This window comes from Dickeya aquatica, assembly GCF_900095885.1.
GTDB classification, from domain to species: Bacteria; Pseudomonadota; Gammaproteobacteria; order Enterobacterales; family Enterobacteriaceae; genus Dickeya; species Dickeya aquatica.
The window spans coordinates 1,561,779-1,579,706 of record NZ_LT615367.1; the positions used below are offsets into that span (position 1 = coordinate 1,561,779).

Annotated in this window: 16 protein-coding genes and 1 pseudogene; 13 read left to right on the plus strand and 4 right to left on the minus strand. The window is 57.0% G+C overall.

What is annotated here, in order from left to right:
* The first annotated feature begins 71 nt into the window (after positions 1 to 71).
* The 5 genes from DAQ1742_RS06920 to DAQ1742_RS06940 all read left to right on the plus strand — a co-directional run bounded on the left by DAQ1742_RS06920 (position 72) and on the right by DAQ1742_RS06940 (position 4,864).
* Positions 72 to 1,001 carry a FecCD family ABC transporter permease gene (locus DAQ1742_RS06920; RefSeq protein WP_371327847.1) on the plus strand — a complete coding sequence of 310 codons (930 nt, stop codon included), beginning with the start codon at positions 72 to 74 and terminating at the stop codon, positions 999 to 1,001.
* Positions 988 to 2,061: a FecCD family ABC transporter permease gene (locus tag DAQ1742_RS06925; protein ID WP_051124071.1), complete on the plus strand. Its 1,074-nt coding sequence runs from the start codon at positions 988 to 990 to the stop codon at positions 2,059 to 2,061. The genes DAQ1742_RS06920 and DAQ1742_RS06925 overlap by 14 nt, the downstream gene beginning before the upstream one ends.
* Positions 2,061 to 2,864 (plus strand): ABC transporter ATP-binding protein, encoded by an 804-nt coding sequence (locus DAQ1742_RS06930; protein WP_067487512.1) that lies wholly within the window; start codon positions 2,061 to 2,063, stop codon positions 2,862 to 2,864. The genes DAQ1742_RS06925 and DAQ1742_RS06930 overlap by 1 nt, the downstream gene beginning before the upstream one ends.
* Positions 2,861 to 3,514, plus strand: a complete 654-nt coding sequence (locus DAQ1742_RS06935) for an RraA family protein (protein ID WP_232046601.1) — start codon at positions 2,861 to 2,863, stop codon at positions 3,512 to 3,514. Before DAQ1742_RS06930 ends, DAQ1742_RS06935 begins: the two co-directional genes overlap by 4 nt.
* A gap of 312 nt (positions 3,515 to 3,826) precedes the next feature.
* The gene (locus tag DAQ1742_RS06940) at positions 3,827 to 4,864 is read left to right on the plus strand and encodes an IS630 family transposase (protein ID WP_180706262.1); all 1,038 of its coding nucleotides are present in this window, start codon (positions 3,827 to 3,829) and stop codon (positions 4,862 to 4,864) included.
* A gap of 142 nt (positions 4,865 to 5,006) precedes the next feature.
* Here the strand turns inward: DAQ1742_RS06940 and DAQ1742_RS06945 are convergent, their stop codons facing one another.
* The 4 genes and pseudogenes from DAQ1742_RS06945 to DAQ1742_RS06955 all read right to left on the minus strand — a co-directional run bounded on the left by DAQ1742_RS06945 (position 5,007) and on the right by DAQ1742_RS06955 (position 9,351).
* Positions 5,007 to 6,122 (minus strand): class I SAM-dependent methyltransferase, encoded by a 1,116-nt coding sequence (locus DAQ1742_RS06945; protein ID WP_067487153.1) that lies wholly within the window; start codon positions 6,120 to 6,122, stop codon positions 5,007 to 5,009.
* Positions 6,123 to 6,692: 570 nt separating this feature from the next.
* A pseudogene (locus DAQ1742_RS20505) lies at positions 6,693 to 6,770 on the minus strand (hypothetical protein); the annotation flags it as partial.
* Positions 6,771 to 7,206: 436 nt separating this feature from the next.
* Complete coding sequence (locus DAQ1742_RS06950; RefSeq protein ID WP_035342840.1) at positions 7,207 to 8,277, minus strand: MBL fold metallo-hydrolase; 1,071 nt, start codon at positions 8,275 to 8,277, stop codon at positions 7,207 to 7,209.
* Between the two features lie 147 nt (positions 8,278 to 8,424).
* Positions 8,425 to 9,351 carry a LysR family transcriptional regulator gene (locus DAQ1742_RS06955; protein ID WP_035342838.1) on the minus strand — a complete coding sequence of 309 codons (927 nt, stop codon included), beginning with the start codon at positions 9,349 to 9,351 and terminating at the stop codon, positions 8,425 to 8,427.
* A gap of 160 nt (positions 9,352 to 9,511) precedes the next feature.
* Between DAQ1742_RS06955 and DAQ1742_RS06960 the strand changes: the two genes are divergently transcribed.
* From DAQ1742_RS06960 to citG, 8 genes are all read left to right on the plus strand, one after another.
* Entirely contained in the window at positions 9,512 to 10,603 is a 1,092-nt protein-coding gene (locus tag DAQ1742_RS06960; protein ID WP_071604086.1) for a 4-oxalomesaconate tautomerase, read from the plus strand.
* Positions 10,604 to 10,668: 65 nt separating this feature from the next.
* Positions 10,669 to 11,913: an MFS transporter gene (locus tag DAQ1742_RS06965; RefSeq protein ID WP_180706263.1), complete on the plus strand. Its 1,245-nt coding sequence runs from the start codon at positions 10,669 to 10,671 to the stop codon at positions 11,911 to 11,913.
* A 196-nt stretch (positions 11,914 to 12,109) separates the two neighbouring features.
* Positions 12,110 to 12,988: a fumarylacetoacetate hydrolase family protein gene (locus DAQ1742_RS06970; RefSeq protein WP_067487151.1), complete on the plus strand. Its 879-nt coding sequence runs from the start codon at positions 12,110 to 12,112 to the stop codon at positions 12,986 to 12,988.
* Between the two features lie 46 nt (positions 12,989 to 13,034).
* Complete coding sequence (gene citC, locus DAQ1742_RS06975; RefSeq protein WP_035342607.1) at positions 13,035 to 14,078, plus strand: [citrate (pro-3S)-lyase] ligase; 1,044 nt, start codon at positions 13,035 to 13,037, stop codon at positions 14,076 to 14,078.
* Positions 14,079 to 14,111: 33 nt separating this feature from the next.
* A complete protein-coding gene (gene citD, locus DAQ1742_RS06980) occupies positions 14,112 to 14,402 on the plus strand; it encodes a citrate lyase acyl carrier protein (RefSeq protein WP_035342605.1) in 291 nt (96 codons plus the stop codon).
* Positions 14,402 to 15,292: a citrate (pro-3S)-lyase subunit beta gene (gene citE, locus DAQ1742_RS06985; RefSeq protein WP_035342603.1), complete on the plus strand. Its 891-nt coding sequence runs from the start codon at positions 14,402 to 14,404 to the stop codon at positions 15,290 to 15,292. Before citD ends, citE begins: the two co-directional genes overlap by 1 nt.
* A 26-nt stretch (positions 15,293 to 15,318) precedes the next feature.
* Positions 15,319 to 16,839, plus strand: coding sequence for a citrate lyase subunit alpha (gene citF / locus DAQ1742_RS06990; protein ID WP_180706318.1), 1,521 nt, complete (start codon positions 15,319 to 15,321; stop codon positions 16,837 to 16,839).
* Positions 16,840 to 16,939: 100 nt separating this feature from the next.
* Complete coding sequence (citG, locus tag DAQ1742_RS06995; RefSeq protein ID WP_035346443.1) at positions 16,940 to 17,818, plus strand: triphosphoribosyl-dephospho-CoA synthase CitG; 879 nt, start codon at positions 16,940 to 16,942, stop codon at positions 17,816 to 17,818.
* Positions 17,819 to 17,928: the final 110 nt, after the last annotated feature.

A 17,928-nucleotide genomic window follows, 5' to 3' on the forward strand; every position in this document is an offset into this window, starting at 1 on the left:
CGGCGCGCAGGCCGTGGCCGGTGGTGCTGACGGCGGGGCTGGCGGTGCTGGTGCTGGCGGGCTTGAGCGTGATGACCGGCCCGGTGTGGATTGCGCCGGGGCAGGTGCTTGCGGCCTTCTGGCAGCATGATGCGCTTAATGTCAGCCACATTCTGGTGACATCCACCCGGCTGGCGCGCACGCTGATGGCGATGCTGGTCGGGGCGGCGCTGGCGGTGGCGGGGCTGCTGATGCAGGTCTTGACGCGTAACCCGCTGGCCTCGCCGGGGCTGTTTGGCATTAACGCTGGCGCGATGTTCCTGCTCATCGTCTGCGTGTCCTGGTTTCCCGCGCTCGGCATGGCGGTGTGGCTCTGGGCGGCGTTTGCCGGTGCGGCGCTGGCAGGCGGCCTGGTGTGGCTGGTTGGCACGCTCGGGAAAGGCAGCCTGAACCCGCTGCGTATTGTGCTGGCTGGGGCGGCTATCACCGCGCTGTTCTCGGCGTTCAGTCAGGCGCTGCTGGTGGTCAATCAGGAGGGGCTGGACACGGTGTTGTTCTGGCTGGCCGGGTCGGTGGCCGGGCGCGAGCTTAACGCGGTGCTGCCGCTGATGGGATACGGCGTACTGGCGCTGCTGGCGGCGATGTGCCTGAGCGGGCAAATCAATGTGTTGCATGCCGGTGATGCCATTGCGCGCGGGCTGGGCCAGCGCACCGCGCGCCTGCGGGCGCTGATGAGTCTGGTGGTGGTGGTGCTGGCGGGCAGCGCGGTGGCGATGGCGGGCAGCATCGGCTTTATCGGCCTGATTGTGCCGCACCTCGCCCGCACGCTGCTGCCCGCCGACCACCGCTGGCTGTTGCCCGGCTGTGCGCTGCTGGGGGCGGCGTTGCTGTTGCTGGCCGATATTCTGGCGCGCGTGGTTATCCTGCCGCAGGAGGTGCCGGTGGGCGTGATGACGGCGCTGTTTGGCGCACCGTTTTTTATTATGCAACTGCGGCGCGGAGGGCGGCATGGTGCCGGATAATCGAACGTATGAGCGCGTGTGGCGCTGGGGGCGGTGGTCGCGCCAGTACAACCTGAATACGCTGTATCGCCTTGCGCTGATGACCGGCGTACTGCTCGCCCTGATGATAACCTCGCTTGGCATCGGGAAAGTATGGCTTGCGCCGTGGGAGGTGTGGCGCGCGCTGTGGCCTTCGCCGCACGAGGGCAGTACGCTGGAGGGCGCTGGCATGATAGTCCGGCAGTTGCGTTTACCGCGCGTCCTGCTGGCGGCGATGGTGGGCGGTGCGCTGGCTGTGTCCGGCCTGATGTTGCAGGCGATGGTGCGTAACCCGCTGGCCTCACCGGATATTCTTGGCATCAGCAGTGGAGCCAGCGCAGCGGCGGTGGGCTATTTGTCATTTGGCGCATCGCTGTTCGGGCCGCATTATCTGCCTCTGGCGGCGATGGCCGGTGCCGGTGGCGCGGCCTGTGCGGTGTATGCGCTGGCCTGGCAGTCCGGTGTGTCGCCGTTGCGACTGGTGCTGACCGGCGTGGGCGTTTCGGCGCTGTTGATGGCGACAACCACTTTTCTGCTGGTTTTCAGCCCGCTGACCACTACGCTGTCGGCGTATGTCTGGCTGACGGGCAGCGTGTATGGCGCAAGCTGGCAAGATGCGCGCGCGCTGGCGGGGTGGCTGGTGCTGTTGCTGCCGTGCCTGATACTGCTGGCGCGTCAGGTGCAGGTACAACAACTGGATGACGCACTGGCGCAGGGCATTGGCGTGCGGGTGCAAGCGGTGCGGCTGGCGTTGCTGGCGCTGAGTGTTGCGCTGGCCGGGGCCGCAATTGCCTGCGGCGGGGCGATGGCGTTTGTCGGCCTGATTGCGCCACACATCGCCAAACGGCTGGTGCCGCCGGGGTTTGCCGCACAGGCCATCATGGCGTTTTTATGCGGTGCGGCGCTGGTTAACGTGGCTGATTTGTGCGCCCGCACGCTGTTTTTGCCGCTGGATTTACCGGCCGGTATTTTTGTTGCGGTGCTGGGCGCACCGTTCTTTTTATACTTATTGATGCAACAACGGCAGGAAGGAAACGGATGATGACCGCCATTCGCAGTCAAGGGGTAACGCTGGGGTATGCCCGGCAGACCATTATCGAGTCGCTGGATCTGGCGCTGCCGCGCGGCAAAGTCTCGGTACTGATTGGCAGCAACGGCTGCGGTAAAAGTACGCTGCTTAAAGCGTTTGCCCGCCTGCTCACGCCGCTGCAAGGGTCGGTTATCCTCAACGGTGAAGATATCCACCGCAAGCCAACGGCGCAGGTGGCGCGCGAGCTGGCGATCCTGCCACAGATGCCGCAGGCCCCGGAGGGGATAACCGTCAAGCAACTGGTCAGCCTGGGGCGCTATCCGTATCAAAACTGGCTACAGCAATGGTCAACGGAAGATGAACGGATGGTGCATCAGGCGCTGGTGCAAACCGGCACCGAGGCACTGGCGCACCGCCCGGTGGATGCGCTTTCCGGCGGCCAGCGCCAGCGGGTGTGGATAGCCATGACGCTGGCGCAGGATACCGAGGTGGTGCTGCTCGATGAACCGACCACGTTTTTGGATTTGGCCCACCAGATTGACGTGCTCGATTTGCTGCGCGCGCTCAATCGCCAGCACGGCAAAACCATCATCATGGTGCTGCATGACCTGAATCTGGCCTGCCGCTATGCCGACCATATGGTGGCGGTGCATAACCGCACCGCCTTCGCACAAGGCGCACCGGCTGACATTCTCAATGAGGCAATGGTGAAAACGGTGTTTGATCTCGATTGCCGCATCATCAACGACCCGTTTTTCCACACGCCGCTGTGCATTCCATTTGGGCGTGAAACACCAGCGCGCAAGGAGGCATGATGTCGCCGCATGACACCGACGCGCCGCCAGCCGGCCTGATTCTGCCACGGGTGCCGCCCGCCAGCGCAACACTGCTGGCACAGTACCGCCACATCAGCACCTCTACGCTTGGGCACCTCACCGACCACGGCTACCTGCACGGCCTTCAACCGCTGTGGCAACCGGTGCAGATGGTGGGCAACGTGGTGACGGTAAAACTGTGCCCGCCCGATGGCGGCATACTGCGCGAGGCGCTGTTATTGAGCCAGCCCGGCGATGTGCTGGTGATTGATGCCATGCAAGAGGCGACGCGCGCCTGCTGGGGCGAGCTGCGCACGCTGGCGGCCTGCGTCAAAGGGTTGGCCGGCGTGGTGGTCGCCGGTGCCGTAACCGATTCCCGCGCACTGCGCACGCTCGGGCTGCCGGTGTTTTGCACCGGCGTGAGCGCCATCACCACCCGCACCCTTGGCCTGCAAGGGGCGGTGAATGTACCGCTCCGGCTATCCGGCGTGGCGGTAAACCCCGGTGACATCGCCATAGGCGACGATGACGGGGTGTTTATTCTCAGCCCCAGTGCCGCTCACGATTGGCTCGACACCGCGCAACGCAAGGAGCAGGCCGATGCCGAACGGCGTGACGCGCTGCGCCACAAATTACAGAGGGCTTTCTGATAACGATGTAAACAAAAAAACCTGCCGAAGCAGGCTTCAGAATGAAGGTTAGCGAATGGATGAAATTCGCTCTAACGTCACTTTTGCAAGGAGTTTAAATTCCGGGTTGGACTGCCCCCGCCCCGACAGATTATTCGGTACGTAAAATGATTTATCTGGCGATACAGTCGGCCTCGAAAAAATGGAGTATGCCGATCCAGAATTGGCGACTAAATAGCTTCGCAAAATAGTAGATCACTTGAAGGGAACTCAGTCCGAATTGAGCGATCTGATCAATCGCCAAATATCCCAAATCACCAACCGGACTGAGCGATGCCGATCATAGCAGCAATCCCTGATGAAGAACGACAACTGATGTGCAAAGAAGCCCAACAAACACGCGATAAAAATTATGCCAGACGACTCATTGCCATGTTGATGTTGCATCGGGGAATGACCGTCACCGACGTCGCCAGACTGCTCTGTGCTGCGCGTTCATCCGTCGGAAGATGGATAAACTGGTTTACTTTACAAGGTGTTGAAGGACTCAAGAGCCTCAGGCCCGGTCGTGCGCCTTGCTGGCCAGTCGCCGATATCCAGCGTGTGCTTCCCTTGCTGGTTCAACGTTCACCGAAGGATTTCGGCTGGCTGCGCTCCCGCTGGAGTACAGAGTTACTGACCCGCATCGTCAACCGGCTTTTTGACGTGACGCTTCACCGCTCCACCCTGCACCGATACCTCAAACAGGCCGGTATGGTCTGGCGCAGGGCCGCACCGACGCTGAAAATCAGGGACCCGTATTATGATGAAAAGCGGCTTGCCATCGAGCAGGCGCTGGCTCAGGGCTCAGCGGCTAATCCCGTGTTTTATCAGGATGAAGTCGATATCGACCTGAACCCGAAAATCGGTGCCGACTGGATGCCCAAAGGGCAGCAGAAACGTATCGCCACGCCGGGACAGAACCAGAAACATTATCTGGCTGGCGCACTGCATTCGGTGACGGGCCGAGTCTCCTACGTTAGTGGCAACAGCAAGAGCTCTGATTTATTTATCCAACTGTTAGAGGCATTACGACGCATATACCGGCGGGCGAAAACCATTACGTTGGTGGTTGATAACGACATCATCCATAAAAGCCACAAAGTGGAGCGCTGGCTGGCGGAGAACAGCAAGTTCCGGCTGCTGTTTCTGCCGACCTATTCGCCGTGGCTGAATCCGATAGAGCGGCTGTGGCTATCGTTACACGAGACAATAACGCGAAACCATCAGTGCCAGTACCTGTGGCAGTTACTGAAACAGGTAACGCAATTTATGAATGCAGCTTCACCATTTCCCGGCAACCAACCTGGCCTGACTAAAGTGGAGCGGTAATATGAGAAGCTATTTAGCGATGAGCTGTTTTATTATCGAGTTCGGTGACCGCCTGAGCGATCACCTTTAACATGGTGGCAATTACACAGAATTACGTAACTCTCAAATTGATTCCAAGAACTCTTTTGTGACAAGGAATAAATTATTCATACGGCACAGTCAGTAAAGTATAGTCAGGAGATAAAGTGGCCAGTTTCTTTCTCATAGCCTCCTGAACAACTGAGAATGTAGAACCACAAATAAAAATTGGATTTTCACCATGTGCAAAATTATAGCCGACAGGATCATTAACCACTTGAATATCTTGAAAATAATCAAATTCATATTTGGTATCAAATATTCCTTTGACTTTCCCTTTTGCCTTTCTTATGGCCTCGGCTGCAAATGCAGATAATCCCCATAAATAAACTGTATGTGTGGTGCTATATTTATTAATGATATCTACAATCTCTTCGCTAACTAATTCAAGATGCTTCTTATAGTCTCCAACAGCATTAATTAAATCACTCGCATTACATAAAACCCGTAATGCTGGGACTAATGGGCTATTTTGGCATTCAAAAGCAATAATATTAAGTCCAACATTTTGAATAATAGATAAAAGTGATTGAGAATTGAAGTAATGAATATGGTCTGGGCAGTTAATCGAATATCTTAAATCAAGTCTGCTGTGTGGGACGCCAAAATTAGGTACCTCAATAAAGAAATAGCTATTCTTAAATTCTTTCAGAATGCTTAACAATTCAGAAGGATTGAAAATATGTTCAAGAACATGTGATAAAAGAAATATATTTCTCTTGTTTTTGATGTTGTATTCTGCAAGGGATTGTGCGAAGTAATCCTTGCAATCATTTAAATCAGAATGAACAAAGTTCAAGTTTTCGAAAGAAACTCTATCAACAAAATCTACAACTATTCCTTTATCATGTCCACATTCGCAACGAATGTATTCAGCCAGCTCACCGGGGCCACCACCAATTTCAATAGCAAGGCCATCGATAGTGCTTAAATTTAGATTCTTTTTTATAAACTCTTTTCTAAAATCACCTAATTGCCTGTCTGTGGCCAGAGCTGTTTCTGCTTTATATATTAGCTCTAAAGGAACGTTATGATAAGTACAAGAATGTTTGCATTTTTCGCAAAGATACTGTCTAAATTCTAATTTATTAAAAATAAGCGCTGATCTAATCTCACAAAATTTATTGTCAATAATTTTTAATTCGGAATTACAAGCAGGACATGAATAGAAATCTTCCATAATGATCTCATTGTTAAAATAAAAAAATAAACATATCACAGAAAATTTACCACAATCTATAGATAAAAGAGGGAAAACTTTGTATTTCATTGGCTAAGGGGGATCTGGATTATTCTTGGTAAGGGATAAAACACTTTAAATTTTATTTTTTATGAAATATAAAACCATATTATATGTATATACTATATTATTATTTTTTTTAATGTGGAGACATTAAAATATTTGAATATGATAACTATGTGAAATAATTAACATTAGTTATTATTTTTTTTGATTCTTATTTCATTTTTATCTGGTTGCATTTAGCGCAAGTTAAGATTGGAAATAAATCTCAGTCGCCATCAGACTATCAAACCTAAAGGGTTGCATCTAGGGTCTGTCCCTTAACCTCGCAGTGCGCTAAGAAGTGCCGCAAGAATCATTTCCGAAAGGCGAATATTGGTTAAAAATTAAACGTTTTTAGTCGTTATTTATTGCTTAAACGCGTTTTTTGGCGCAGTTATGACAATGCTGATCTGTACAAAAAATAGTTAAGGGACACACCCTAATACTGCGATACTGACACGCTACACCCCGGTGTAGTATGAACATGGCTGTGAACCTGCGGGTATAATTTTTATCGTGCGTTTTATGAATGGTTTTCTACATCAGGCGTCGTTCGTCACAGGGAATGGATACTATTATCCGTATTGTTCAGTCCGTTTAGCGATTGATCAGATAGCACAATCCGGGCCGAGCTCTCTTTAAGTGATTTGCTATTTTTCGCAGCTATTTAGAGTTAAAGGGATAGTAACTGAAAAAGCTATTAAATTCATTTCGGAGTTTGAAAGTGACCCAGAGTATAACTTTATTTCTTATATAAGAAGGGTCTCATAAAAAATCAGGTGTATTAGTTCAGACCTGATCTGACAGTTACCGGTTATTTATGCAGGCATCCGTCAGAATGTGAAACGTACTATTGATCAGCAAAGGGGATAGCATGCCCCAACGCCAGCCACTGTATTTCGATGTTGCTGATATCCCAGCCGATTGGAGAGGGGAAATGGTGATACTGGCGCGTACTACTCATCTCCCACCTCAGAAGCTACTCCATATCCTGCACCGTATCTCTGGTGCTGCATCGGGCTGGTGCGGTATCAACACCACTTTCCCACCAGGCGTGGGTCAGCGTTGGCTCACCGAGTGTCACCACTTCCCCCAGCATCGGCATGATTATCGGCAGGGCCTGCTCCCGCGCCAGTTGGCTACTGTCACGCACCGGGTCGGCCCAGTCGTGAAACGCGAGTGAGAACATGCCCCAGTGGATAGGCATAAACAGGCGAGCGCGAACATCCACCACGGCCTGCACGGTTTGTGCCGGGTGCATATGGGAGTCCGGCCAGCGCTCGTTGTATTGACCGTTCTCCATAAAGGCGATGTCGAAGGGGCCAAAACGTTCGCCGATGGCGCGGAAATGCTCGCCATAGCCAGAGTCGCCGCTAAAGAAGAGGCGCTCCCGTTGCCCCTGAATCACCCAGGAGGCCCACAGCGTGGTGTTGCGGCCCGCCAGGCTGCGCCCGGAGAAGTGGTGTGACGGGGTAGCGGTGAAGGTGAGGTCGCCCACGCGGGTAGACTGGCACCAGTCCAGCTCGTCAATCCGGTTAGCGGCAATGCCCCATTTGCGCAGGTGTTGGCCCACCTTGAGCGGCACGATAAAGCGGGTGTGGGTGTGGCGAAAGGCGCGGATCGTTTTGGCGTCCAGATGATCATAATGATCGTGCGACAGCAGAATCACATCGATGGCAGGCAGCGCATCGACTGACAGCACCGGCGGCTGAAAACGGCGGAACATCAGGCTAAACGGCGAGGCGCTGGCGGAGAACACCGGGTCAATCAGGATGCGGGTATTATCCAGATTGAGCAGCAGCGTCGAGTGCCCAAACCAGATGAATTTCAGGCGAGCGTCAGGGCGTAAAAAAGCCGCCATATCCGGGGTGTGTTGCACCAGCCGATGGGCGGGAGCGCGGCCCCGGCGCTGAAAGCCAAGCCGCCACAACAGCGACAGGGTTTGCCACAGGCTCATGCGCGTGGCTTGCATCGGGCGCTGGCTGGATGAGGGCGGATTAGAAAAACGCCCGGTGTCAGGCGAGTAGTGTGATGTCATGTTATCCGGCATGGGCCCTCCTGAAAGGCGATAGCATACGGCGAATTTAGGTCACACGCGCTGTTAATGGATATGACGAAAACGGCAGATGACCAATAACATGTTCCTGACAACGCTGTCAGCGCCTATTGTGCGGCCGGATGGCCGCGCCGCCGGTCTTCATAGGTTGAATTTGCCTATCCAGGGGCTATTTTTCTCATTTGACCACAGGTGCAGCAACATCTCTTTAAAGCGCTCGGCCGCCGGGCTCAGCGGCGAGTCTTTACGTTGCACCACGCCGAGCGTTCGGCGCACCACCGGTTCAATCAACGGCTTACTCACCAGCACATGGTGTTCATCGCGCGGCATGGCAAGGCTTGGCACCGCGGCAATGCCCAGTCCGGCCTCGACCATACCCAGCGAGGTTGATAAATGGCGCACTTCATAAAACCAGTTCGGTTTCCAGGCGCTCTCTTCCAGCGCCTGCTCGATTAACAGCCGGTTGCCGCTGGAGCGCCGCACGCCAATCAGCGGGTAATCCGCCAGGTCTTCCCACATCACCAGCGACTTGTTTGCCAGCGGATGATCGCGCCGACAGGCCAGCACAAACGGCTCATTGACCAGCGGCGTGAACTCCACATTGAAGTGTGTGACGTTGATCATATTAATACCAAAATCCGCGTCCCCGTTGAGCACGGCATCGAGACAGTCGCTTGCGCTATGTTCCAGTATGCGGATGCGGATATTCGGGTAGTGCTCGTTATAGTTGCGAATTACCGCAGGCAGAAAATAGAACGCGGCGGTAGGAATGCACGACAGCGTGACAAAGCCGGTCTGGTGTGAGGCCATCTCCTGAATATTCAGAATGGCATTTTCATAAAAATCAATCAGGTTGCGCGCATTAGGCAGAAAACTTTTGCCGACGGCCGTCAGGCTGACCCGGCGCGTCGAACGCTCAAACAGCGTCGCGCCGAGGCTCTCTTCCAGCTTTTTGATACGCCGGGTTAACGCCGGTTGCGAAATATGCAACAGCTCAGAGGCTTTGGTAAAACACCCGGTATCCGCAATTTTGACAAACGCCTTGATGCCCTGAAGTTCATGCTGCATCGCTCTTTTCCTCGTGACGGGTTGACTGACACGATAATCTGTTGCGGGCAAATTATTAATGCAAGAAACGAATTAATCGTTATTTTTTTGACATTAGAGTCATGGATACGCCTGTGGGATGCTTGCGCCATCAACAGTAGTCAAGTCGTGAGAAAACATGATGGTAAAGATCCCCTGTGTATTGATGCGTGGCGGCACGTCGAAAGGGCCGGTGATATTCGCCAGCGACCTGCCGCAAGACCGCCAGCAGCGCGATGAGGTGTTGCTGGCGCTGATGGGCTCCGGCCATGAGCTGGAAATTGATGGCATTGGCGGCGGCGCGCCGCAAACCAGCAAGGTGGCGATTGTCAGCCGCTCCACGCACCCGGATGCCGATGTCGATTACCTGTTTGCCCAGGTGATGGTCAAAGAGCGCCGGGTGGATACCACGCCCAATTGCGGCAACATGCTGTGCGCCGTCGGGCCGTTTGCCATTGAGCATGGACTGGTTGACGCCCGCCACCCGACCACACGGGTGCGGATCCGTAACCTGAACACCGGCACGCTGGTTGATGCGGATATTCACACGCCGCATCAGCGCGTGGAGTATGACGGCGAAACCGAAATCGATGGTGTTCCCGGCCGTGCCGCCCCGGTGGGCCTGACGTTCCTGAACTCGGCAGGCAGTAAAACCGGCAAACTGTTTCCCACCGGTAAGGTGCGCGATCTGTTTGATGGCATCAGCGTCACCTGCATTGATATGGCGATGCCGATGGTGCTTATTGATGCCCGTTCACTGGATAAAACCGGCAGTGAATCGCCGCAGGCGCTGGAGTCAGACAGTGCCTTTATGCAGCGCCTGGAACAGCTCCGCCGACAGGCAGGCCAGGCGATGGGGCTTGGCGATGTCAGCAACATGGTTATCCCCAAACCGGTATTACTCAGCCCACCGGTTGCTGGCGGCACAATTCAGGTGCGCTATTTCATGCCGCATAACTGCCATCGTTCGCTGGCGATCACCGGCTCCATCGGTATTTCTACCGCCTGCGTCATAGAAGGCAGCGTGGCGCAGGATGTGCTGGGCGAAGAACACCGCCACGCTTTTTTAGACGAGGTCACGATTGAGCACCCGAGTGGAAAAATCGCCGTTTCATTAATGAAAAACGGTGAGCGCCATGAAGATATTCGCGCTTCCGTGATTCGCACCGCAAGGAAGTTATTTGTTGGTAATGTATTTGTTCCTGCATACGCTCTGGATGTTGAAGACATTTAAAAAATAAAGAATGTGGTAATTCATTTTATTTCCCTGTATCCCTACAAATATATTGTGAGGTTATTATGAGTGCAATTCAGACACTGACGCCTGATCGCCAGGACAAGCAGGTTAATATTTCTCAATACCTGCGTGTTATTTTCGCACTGGCATTTTCTGGTCTGGCGGAGCTGGCATCACTGTTTTTTATTCAGCCGTTATTACCGGTACTGGCGAAGGATTATGATATTCCCGTCAGTCAGGTGAGTATTATTTTGTCAGCAGAAACCGCGATGCTGGCTATCGGATTATTATTTACCGGCACATTGGCCGACCGCTATGGCCGCAAACGGCTGATTGTTGTTTCACTGATTCTGGGGGCTTTGCTGACGCTCATTTGCCCGCTGGTAAAATCCTGGGCGTTACTGGTGATGCTGCGCGGTGTGATTGGTCTGGCATTAAGCGGTATTGCCGCTGCCGCGACAGCCTATATCAGTGAAGAGGTCGCACCGGTGGTCGCAGGGGTGGTCACCGGGTATTTCGTGTTTGGTAATTCGATTGGCGGCATGTCCGGGCGAGTGGTTGCCAGCCAGTTAATCGGCCATGCGTCTATTGATGCTATTTTCTACGGTTTTGCCTGTACGCTGATATTTGCCGCACTGCTGGTTTCCGTATTGCTGCCTGCATCGAAAAACTTTAACGCCAGTGACAGCCTGAACTTTTCTTCTATTGCCAAAGGCGCGATGGCGCACTTTAAAAACAAAAAGCTCTCGTTAATGTATGTGGTGAGCTTCATTATTTTTGGAGTATTTACCTCACTGTATAACTATCTGGCCTTCCATCTGGCGCGTGAGCCGTTTAATGTCTCTCATGCCAATGCCGGGTTGATTTCATTTAGCTTTGTCATGAGCTTTTTTACCGCGCCGCAGGCCGGTCGGTTATCACAAAAATACGGTGCGCTGAAAGTATTGTCCGTATTATTTATGATTATGATTGGCGGCATGTTGCTGACGTTAACCGCTAATCTGGCTGCGTTTGTTATCGGTGCGATTCTGTTTACCGGTTGCTTCTTCGGTTGCCACTCGATTGGGTTAAGCTGGGTCAGTAAAAATGCCACCCATGCCCGTGGCCAGGCAACGGCACTGTATCTGTTTTTCTACTATATGGGTGGGTCAGTGGTCGGTTATTGCAACGGGCTTATTTTCTCTTCCGCTGGCTGGCTGGGGATGACGGCATTTATTATTACATTGCTGGTCAGTGGTATTTTGGTGGCGACGTACCTGAACGGTATTCAGCGTATCAATTTAGTGGCGGCACAAAGCAATAAATAACCATAAAAATATATTGCCGTCCGTGGACGGCAAATCAGGTTAATTCACGATGTGGAAAATTCATTCTGACATCCGGTCAATAAATGAAATATCCGTTACGTGAAATTCCTGGGTTATCTCATCAGGAATACCGGTTGATACGAAATACGGTATTAACCGGTATATATCGTGAATTCCACCACCATCAGGTGTTGTTATGAAACTTGCAAGCTATCGCCATCACGGCAACAACAGTTACGGTATTTACACCTCCGCCGGGCTGATTGATTTGGGCCGTCGTCTGGGCGGGCGCTACCCCGACCTCAAAGCCCTGCTGGCCGGTCAGGCGCTCCATGAGGCCGCCGCCTTCCAGGGAGAGACCCCGGATATCGCCGTCGCCGACGTCACCTTTCTGCCGGTGATTGTCTCGCCCTCCAAAATCCTCTGCGTCGGCATGAACTACGCCGACAAGCGCAAGGAGTTCAACGAGCTGAACCCGGCCCCGACCCTGTTCGTGCGCTTCGCCGACTCCCAGACCGGCCACGGCACCCCGGTGCTCAAGCCGCACTACTCCAGCGAGTTTGACTACGAGGGCGAGCTGGCGGTCATCATCGGCCGCGACGGGCAGAACATCGCCCGTGACGAGGCGCTCGAATTTGTCGCCGGTTACAGCTGCTACATGGACGGCTCGGCGCGCGACTGGCAGCACAGCTGGTTCACGGCGGGCAAGAACTGGCAGAAGACCGGCGCGTTCGGGCCGTACCTGACCACCCGTGACGAAATCCCCGACCCGCATGCGCTGGCCATCCGCACCTACCTGAACGGGCGCATGGTGCAGGATGACACCACGGCGAGCATGATCCACAAGGTGGCCGACCTGATTGAGTACATCAGCACCTTCACCGCGCTCAGTGCCGGTGACGTCATCATTACCGGGTCGCCGGGCGGGGTGGGCAAGAAGCGTAATCCGCCGCTGTTCATGCAGCCGGGTGACAGCATCGAGGTGGAGATAGCGCATGTCGGCCACCTGCGCAACACCATCGGCGAAGCCGCGCGGCCGGTCAGGGCGCGTCAGGCCGTTGCCGTCGGCCACTGAGCCGCCCGGTCGGGCGGTGAGCTACCGTAACCAGCAGGATACCCCCATGTACGCCGATGAGAGTGTGACATTTACCCCCCACGAGGTGGCGCGCCACCCCCGGGTGCTGACGGACGTCGGGCCGCTGCTGGCGCGTTGTCAGCTGGGCCTGGACGACGATATCGAATTTTTTGTGGTGGGCCGCCACCAGGGGCGCGTGGTGGCGTGCGCCGGGCTGTGCGCGAGCACCATCAAGTGCGTGGCGGTTGACCCGGACTACCGCGAGCTGAGTCTGGGGGTGACGATAGTCAACGAGGTGGTGCAGTTTGCCGCCGGTCGCGGGCTGTTCCACCTGTTTCTCTACACGCGGCCCTGCAACGTGCCGGTGTTCCGGGGCTGCGGGTTTTACCCGCTGGCCTGTTACGAGGACCAGGCGGTGCTGATGGAGAACACGCCGATAGGTATCCGGCAGTATTGCCAGACGCTGGCGGCGCAGGCGAAGCCGGGGGCGCACATCGGGGGTATCGTGATGAACGCCAACCCGTTTACGCTGGGGCACCGCTATCTGGCGGAGCAGGCGGCAGCGGCGTGCGACTGGCTGCATATCTTCGTGGTGCGCGAGGATGCGTCGTTCTTTCCGTTCAGTGAGCGGCTGGCGATGGTGCAGCAGGGGGTGTCGCACATCCCGAACCTGACGGTGCATGCCGGGTCGCACTACCTGATATCGAAGGCGACCTTTCCGGGGTATTTTCTCAAGGAGGCGCAGCGCATCACCGAGGCGCACGCGGCGCTGGATTTGATTATCTTCCGGCGTTACATCGCCCCGGCGCTGGGTATCACACGGCGTTTTGTCGGCACCGAGCCGTTCTGCCCGGTGACACACCACTACAATGCGGCGATGCACCACTGGCTGGAGCAGCCGGGCCGGGTGGCGGCCCCGGCGCTGGCGGTGGTGGAAATCGAGCGCACGCGGGAAGCGGCGGGGCGGGCGATATCGGCCTCGGAGGTGAGGCGGCTGCTGGCGCAGCGGGAGTTCGAGGCTATCCGCGAGAGAGTGCCGGCCACCACATTTGTGCAGTTACAGCGCTATGGCGAGCTCGCCTGCGCGTAACGCGTTTTTAGGTATCAAGCAGGTAACCATACCATGAATATAATCAAGGAAGCCCTGGCGGGCACCTTCGAGTCCAGCGACCTGCTGGTGAAGGTGGCGCCGGCCGAGGGTGCGCTGACCGTGGTCATCAACAGCGAGGTCATCAAGCAGTTTGGCGGGCAGATACGGCAGGTGGTGGACGAGACGCTGCACCGGCTGGGCGTGACGTCCGGCACGGTGGTGGTGGACGACAAGGGGGCGCTGGACTGTGTGATACGCGCCCGGGTGCAGAGTGCGGTGCTGCGCGCTGCCGGTATTGACGAGATAGCGTGGGAGAAGCTGTGATGAGTGCGAGCGAACCGAAAAAACTGCGGCGCAGCATGCTGTTTTTGCCGGGGGCGAATGCGGCCATGCTGTCCAACGCCTTCATCTACCAGCCCGACTCCATCATGTTCGACCTGGAGGATGCGGTGTCACTGCGCGAGAAGGACACGGCGCGGCTGCTGGTGTACCACGCGCTGCAACACCCGATGTACCGGGAGATTGAAACCGTGGTGCGCATCAACCAGCTGAACACGCCGTTCGGGCTGAAAGACCTGGAAGCGGCGGTGCGCGGCGGGGTGGATGTGATACGCCTGCCGAAGACCGACTCCACCGATGATGTGGACGAGCTGGAGCACCATCTGGTGCGTATCGAGAAGGCGTGCGGGCGGGAAGTGGGCTCGACGCGCATCATGGCGGCCATCGAGTCGGCGGTCGGGGTGATTAACGCGGTGTCGATTGCACGCTCGTCCGAGCGCATGATTGGCATTGCGCTGGCGGCGTTCGACTACGTGATGGACATGCAGACCGAGCGCGGCGACGGCACGGAGCTGTTCTATGCGCGCTGCGCGGTGCTGCATGCGGCGCGGGCGGCGGGTATTGACGCATTTGACGTGGTGTACTCGAACGTGAGCGACGAGGCGGGCTTTCTGAAGGAAGTGGACCTGATACGCCGGCTGGGCTTTAACGGCAAGTCACTGATTAACCCGCGCCAGATAGAGCTGCTGCACAACGCCTATGCGCCGACGCAGGACGAGGTGGACTACGCCCATCTGGTCATCGAGGCGGCGCAGGAGGGTGAGCGGGCCGGGCTGGGGGTGATATCGCTGAACGGCAAGATGATAGATGCGCCGATAATCGACCATGCGCGGCGGGTCATCGAGCGGGCGCGTGCGTCCGGCGTGCGCAAGTAAGGCGCGGAACAGACAGGACTGGAATGATGAGCAACATGATAGAAGCACTGCAACAGCAGTATGCGCGACTGGACCACCTGCGCCCGTTTACGGGGGCGAACAGCGCCACGCCGTGGCTGGACGACCTGACGGCGAAGCACGAGCGCAAGCTGTGTGCCGGCCTGGAAGAGGCGGTACGCAAGAGCGGGCTGCAGGACGGGATGACGATTTCGTTCCACCACGCGTTCCGCGAAGGGGACAAGGTGATAAACCGGGTGGTGGAGACGCTGGCGCAGATGGGGTTTAAAAACCTGACGCTGGCGTCGAGCTCGCTGATGACCTGCAACGCGCCGCTGATAGAGCACATCCGCAACGGCGTCATCACCCGTATCTACACCTCGGGGATGCGCGGCAGGCTGGCGGACGCGATATCGCACGGTCTGATGGCGGAGCCGGTGCACATCCACTCGCACGGCGGGCGGGTGCACCTGCTGCAAAGCGGGGAACTGAAGATAGACGTGGCGTTTCTCGGGGTGCCGGCGAGCGACGAGTTCGGCAATGCCAACGGCACGGCGGGGACATCGCGCTGCGGGTCGCTGGGGTATGCGATGGTGGACGCGCAGTATGCGAAGACGGTGGTGCTGCTGACGGAGAGTCTGGTGCCGTTCCCGAACCTGCCGGCGAGCATCGTGCAGGACCAGGTGGATTTTGTGGTGCCGGTGGACGAAGTGGGCGACCCGGCGAAAATCAGCGTGGGGGCGGCGCGCGTGACCAGCAACCCGCGCGAGCTGCTGATAGCGCGGCGGGCGGCGGACGTTATCGAGCACTCGGGGTACTTTAAGCACGGCTTCTCGATGCAGACCGGCTCGGGGGCGGCCTCGACGGCGTGCACGCGTTTTCTGGAAGAGCGAATGCAGAAGCAGGGCGTGGTGGCGCGGTTTGCGCTGGGCGGCATCACCGGGAGTCTGGTGGATTTGCACGAGAAGGGGCTGATAGAGACGCTGCTGGACACGCAGTGCTTTGACGCGAACGCGGCGGCATCGCTGGCGAAGAACCCGCAGCACGTGGAAATCTCGACCAACGTGTACGCGAACCCGAGTGCGAAGGCGGCGTGCTGCGACCAGCTGGACGTGGTGATATTGAGTGCGCTGGAAATCGACACGCAGTTCAACGTGAATGTCATCACCGGGTCGGACGGGGTGATGCGCGGGGCGTCGGGCGGTCACTGTGACGTGGCGACGGCGGCGAACCTGACGATAGTGGTGGCGCCGCTGATACGCAGCCGCATTCCGACGGTGGTGCGTCAGGTGACGACGTGCGTGACGCCGGGCAGCGCGATAGACGTGCTGGTGACGGACCACGGCATAGCGGTGAACCCGCTGCGCCCGGAGGTGGCGGCACGGCTGACGGCGGCGGGCCTGAGCGTGATGTCGATTGACGAGCTGTACCAGCGTGCGGTGGCGCTGGCGGGTGAGCCGAAGGCGATTGAGTTCCACGAGCGCATCGTGGGGGTGATCCGCTACCGTGACGGCAGCGTGATTGACGTGGTGCGTCAGGTAAAGGACTGAGCCCAGGCGTATGAGTGAAACGATGCGACTTCACCCCCAGAACCAGAGATGAAAACCAGAGATAAACCCAGAAATGAAAACCAGAGCAAGCGCAGCGGTGATGGCGGGTTTGACGGTCGCTGAGGCGCTGACCGGCGGTGTGAATGAACCGGGCGGGCTGCCGGACATCCACCAGCGGGTGGTGGCGGCGCTGACGCACGAGGTGCAACTGACGCCAAAACCGGGGCTGGTGGATGGTGCCAACAGCGGGTCACACCGCGACATGGACATGGGCACGTTCGAGGCGAGCATTGCGGCGCTGTCGCCGTGGTTTGCACGCTTTACCGCCGCAGGCTGGCAGCATCGCCACCTGCCGCTGGCGCAACTGCTGGCGCGGGTGCGCCCGGTGGGGCTGGCGGCGGAGCAGGCGATGCACGCGGCAACGGGCGGGGTGAACACGCACAAGGGCGGCATTTTTGCCTTTGGTCTGGTGTGCAGCGCGGCGGGCTGGCTGGCAGGACGCGGCGAGCGCCTGAGCCGCGCATCGCTGTGTGCAAGCGTGGCGCAGATGAGCGCGGGGCTGGTGGAAACGGAGCTGGCCGGTGGTGCGCTGGCGGTGACGGCGGGTGAGCGGTTGTACCGCGAGCTCGGGCTGACGGGGGCGCGGGGTGAGGCGGCGAGCGGCTTTGCCACGGTGCGGCGCTACAGCCTGCCGGCGTATCTGGCGGCGCGTGCGCGGGGTGTGGCGGAGCGCGAGGCACTGCTGCACACGCTGGTGGTGCTGATGGCGCACAACCGGGATACCAACGTGGTGTCGCGCGGCGGGCTGGCGGGGTTGTCGCTGGTGCAGCGTCTGGCGCGGGAGCAGTTATCCGCCGGGGTGACGGTGGCGGGGCTTGAGGCGATGGACAGGATACTGATTGCGCAAAACCTGAGCCCGGGCGGCAGTGCCGACCTGCTGGCGCTCACCTGGCTGCTGGCCGGTTATCCGGCGCTGTAATACCGGTTGCAGCGGCGGAAATAGCGGCGGTTATTATTTTAATGCGCTAAAGCCAAATCAATTTTTATTTTCTTAACGTCTATTTGCATTAATTACTATCGCGATGGTAA

Bases quoted from the DNA above. Each gene is read 5' to 3' on its own strand.
- DAQ1742_RS06920 (WP_371327847.1), top strand. From the start codon at position 72: ATGACCGGCCCGGTGTGGATTGCGCCGGGGCAGGTGCTTGCGGCCTTC.
- DAQ1742_RS06925 (WP_051124071.1), top strand. From the start codon at position 988: ATGGTGCCGGATAATCGAACGTATGAGCGCGTGTGGCGCTGGGGGCGG.
- DAQ1742_RS06930 (WP_067487512.1), top strand. From the start codon at position 2,061: ATGACCGCCATTCGCAGTCAAGGGGTAACGCTGGGGTATGCCCGGCAG.
- DAQ1742_RS06935 (WP_232046601.1), top strand. From the start codon at position 2,861: ATGATGTCGCCGCATGACACCGACGCGCCGCCAGCCGGCCTGATTCTG.
- DAQ1742_RS06940 (WP_180706262.1), top strand. From the start codon at position 3,827: ATGCCGATCATAGCAGCAATCCCTGATGAAGAACGACAACTGATGTGC.
- DAQ1742_RS06945 (WP_067487153.1), bottom strand. From the start codon at position 6,122: ATGGAAGATTTCTATTCATGTCCTGCTTGTAATTCCGAATTAAAAATT.
- DAQ1742_RS06950 (WP_035342840.1), bottom strand. From the start codon at position 8,277: ATGCCGGATAACATGACATCACACTACTCGCCTGACACCGGGCGTTTT.
- DAQ1742_RS06955 (WP_035342838.1), bottom strand. From the start codon at position 9,351: ATGCAGCATGAACTTCAGGGCATCAAGGCGTTTGTCAAAATTGCGGAT.
- DAQ1742_RS06960 (WP_071604086.1), top strand. From the start codon at position 9,512: ATGGTAAAGATCCCCTGTGTATTGATGCGTGGCGGCACGTCGAAAGGG.
- DAQ1742_RS06965 (WP_180706263.1), top strand. From the start codon at position 10,669: ATGAGTGCAATTCAGACACTGACGCCTGATCGCCAGGACAAGCAGGTT.
- DAQ1742_RS06970 (WP_067487151.1), top strand. From the start codon at position 12,110: ATGAAACTTGCAAGCTATCGCCATCACGGCAACAACAGTTACGGTATT.
- citC (WP_035342607.1), top strand. From the start codon at position 13,035: ATGTACGCCGATGAGAGTGTGACATTTACCCCCCACGAGGTGGCGCGC.
- citD (WP_035342605.1), top strand. From the start codon at position 14,112: ATGAATATAATCAAGGAAGCCCTGGCGGGCACCTTCGAGTCCAGCGAC.
- citE (WP_035342603.1), top strand. From the start codon at position 14,402: ATGAGTGCGAGCGAACCGAAAAAACTGCGGCGCAGCATGCTGTTTTTG.
- citF (WP_180706318.1), top strand. From the start codon at position 15,319: ATGAGCAACATGATAGAAGCACTGCAACAGCAGTATGCGCGACTGGAC.
- citG (WP_035346443.1), top strand. From the start codon at position 16,940: ATGGCGGGTTTGACGGTCGCTGAGGCGCTGACCGGCGGTGTGAATGAA.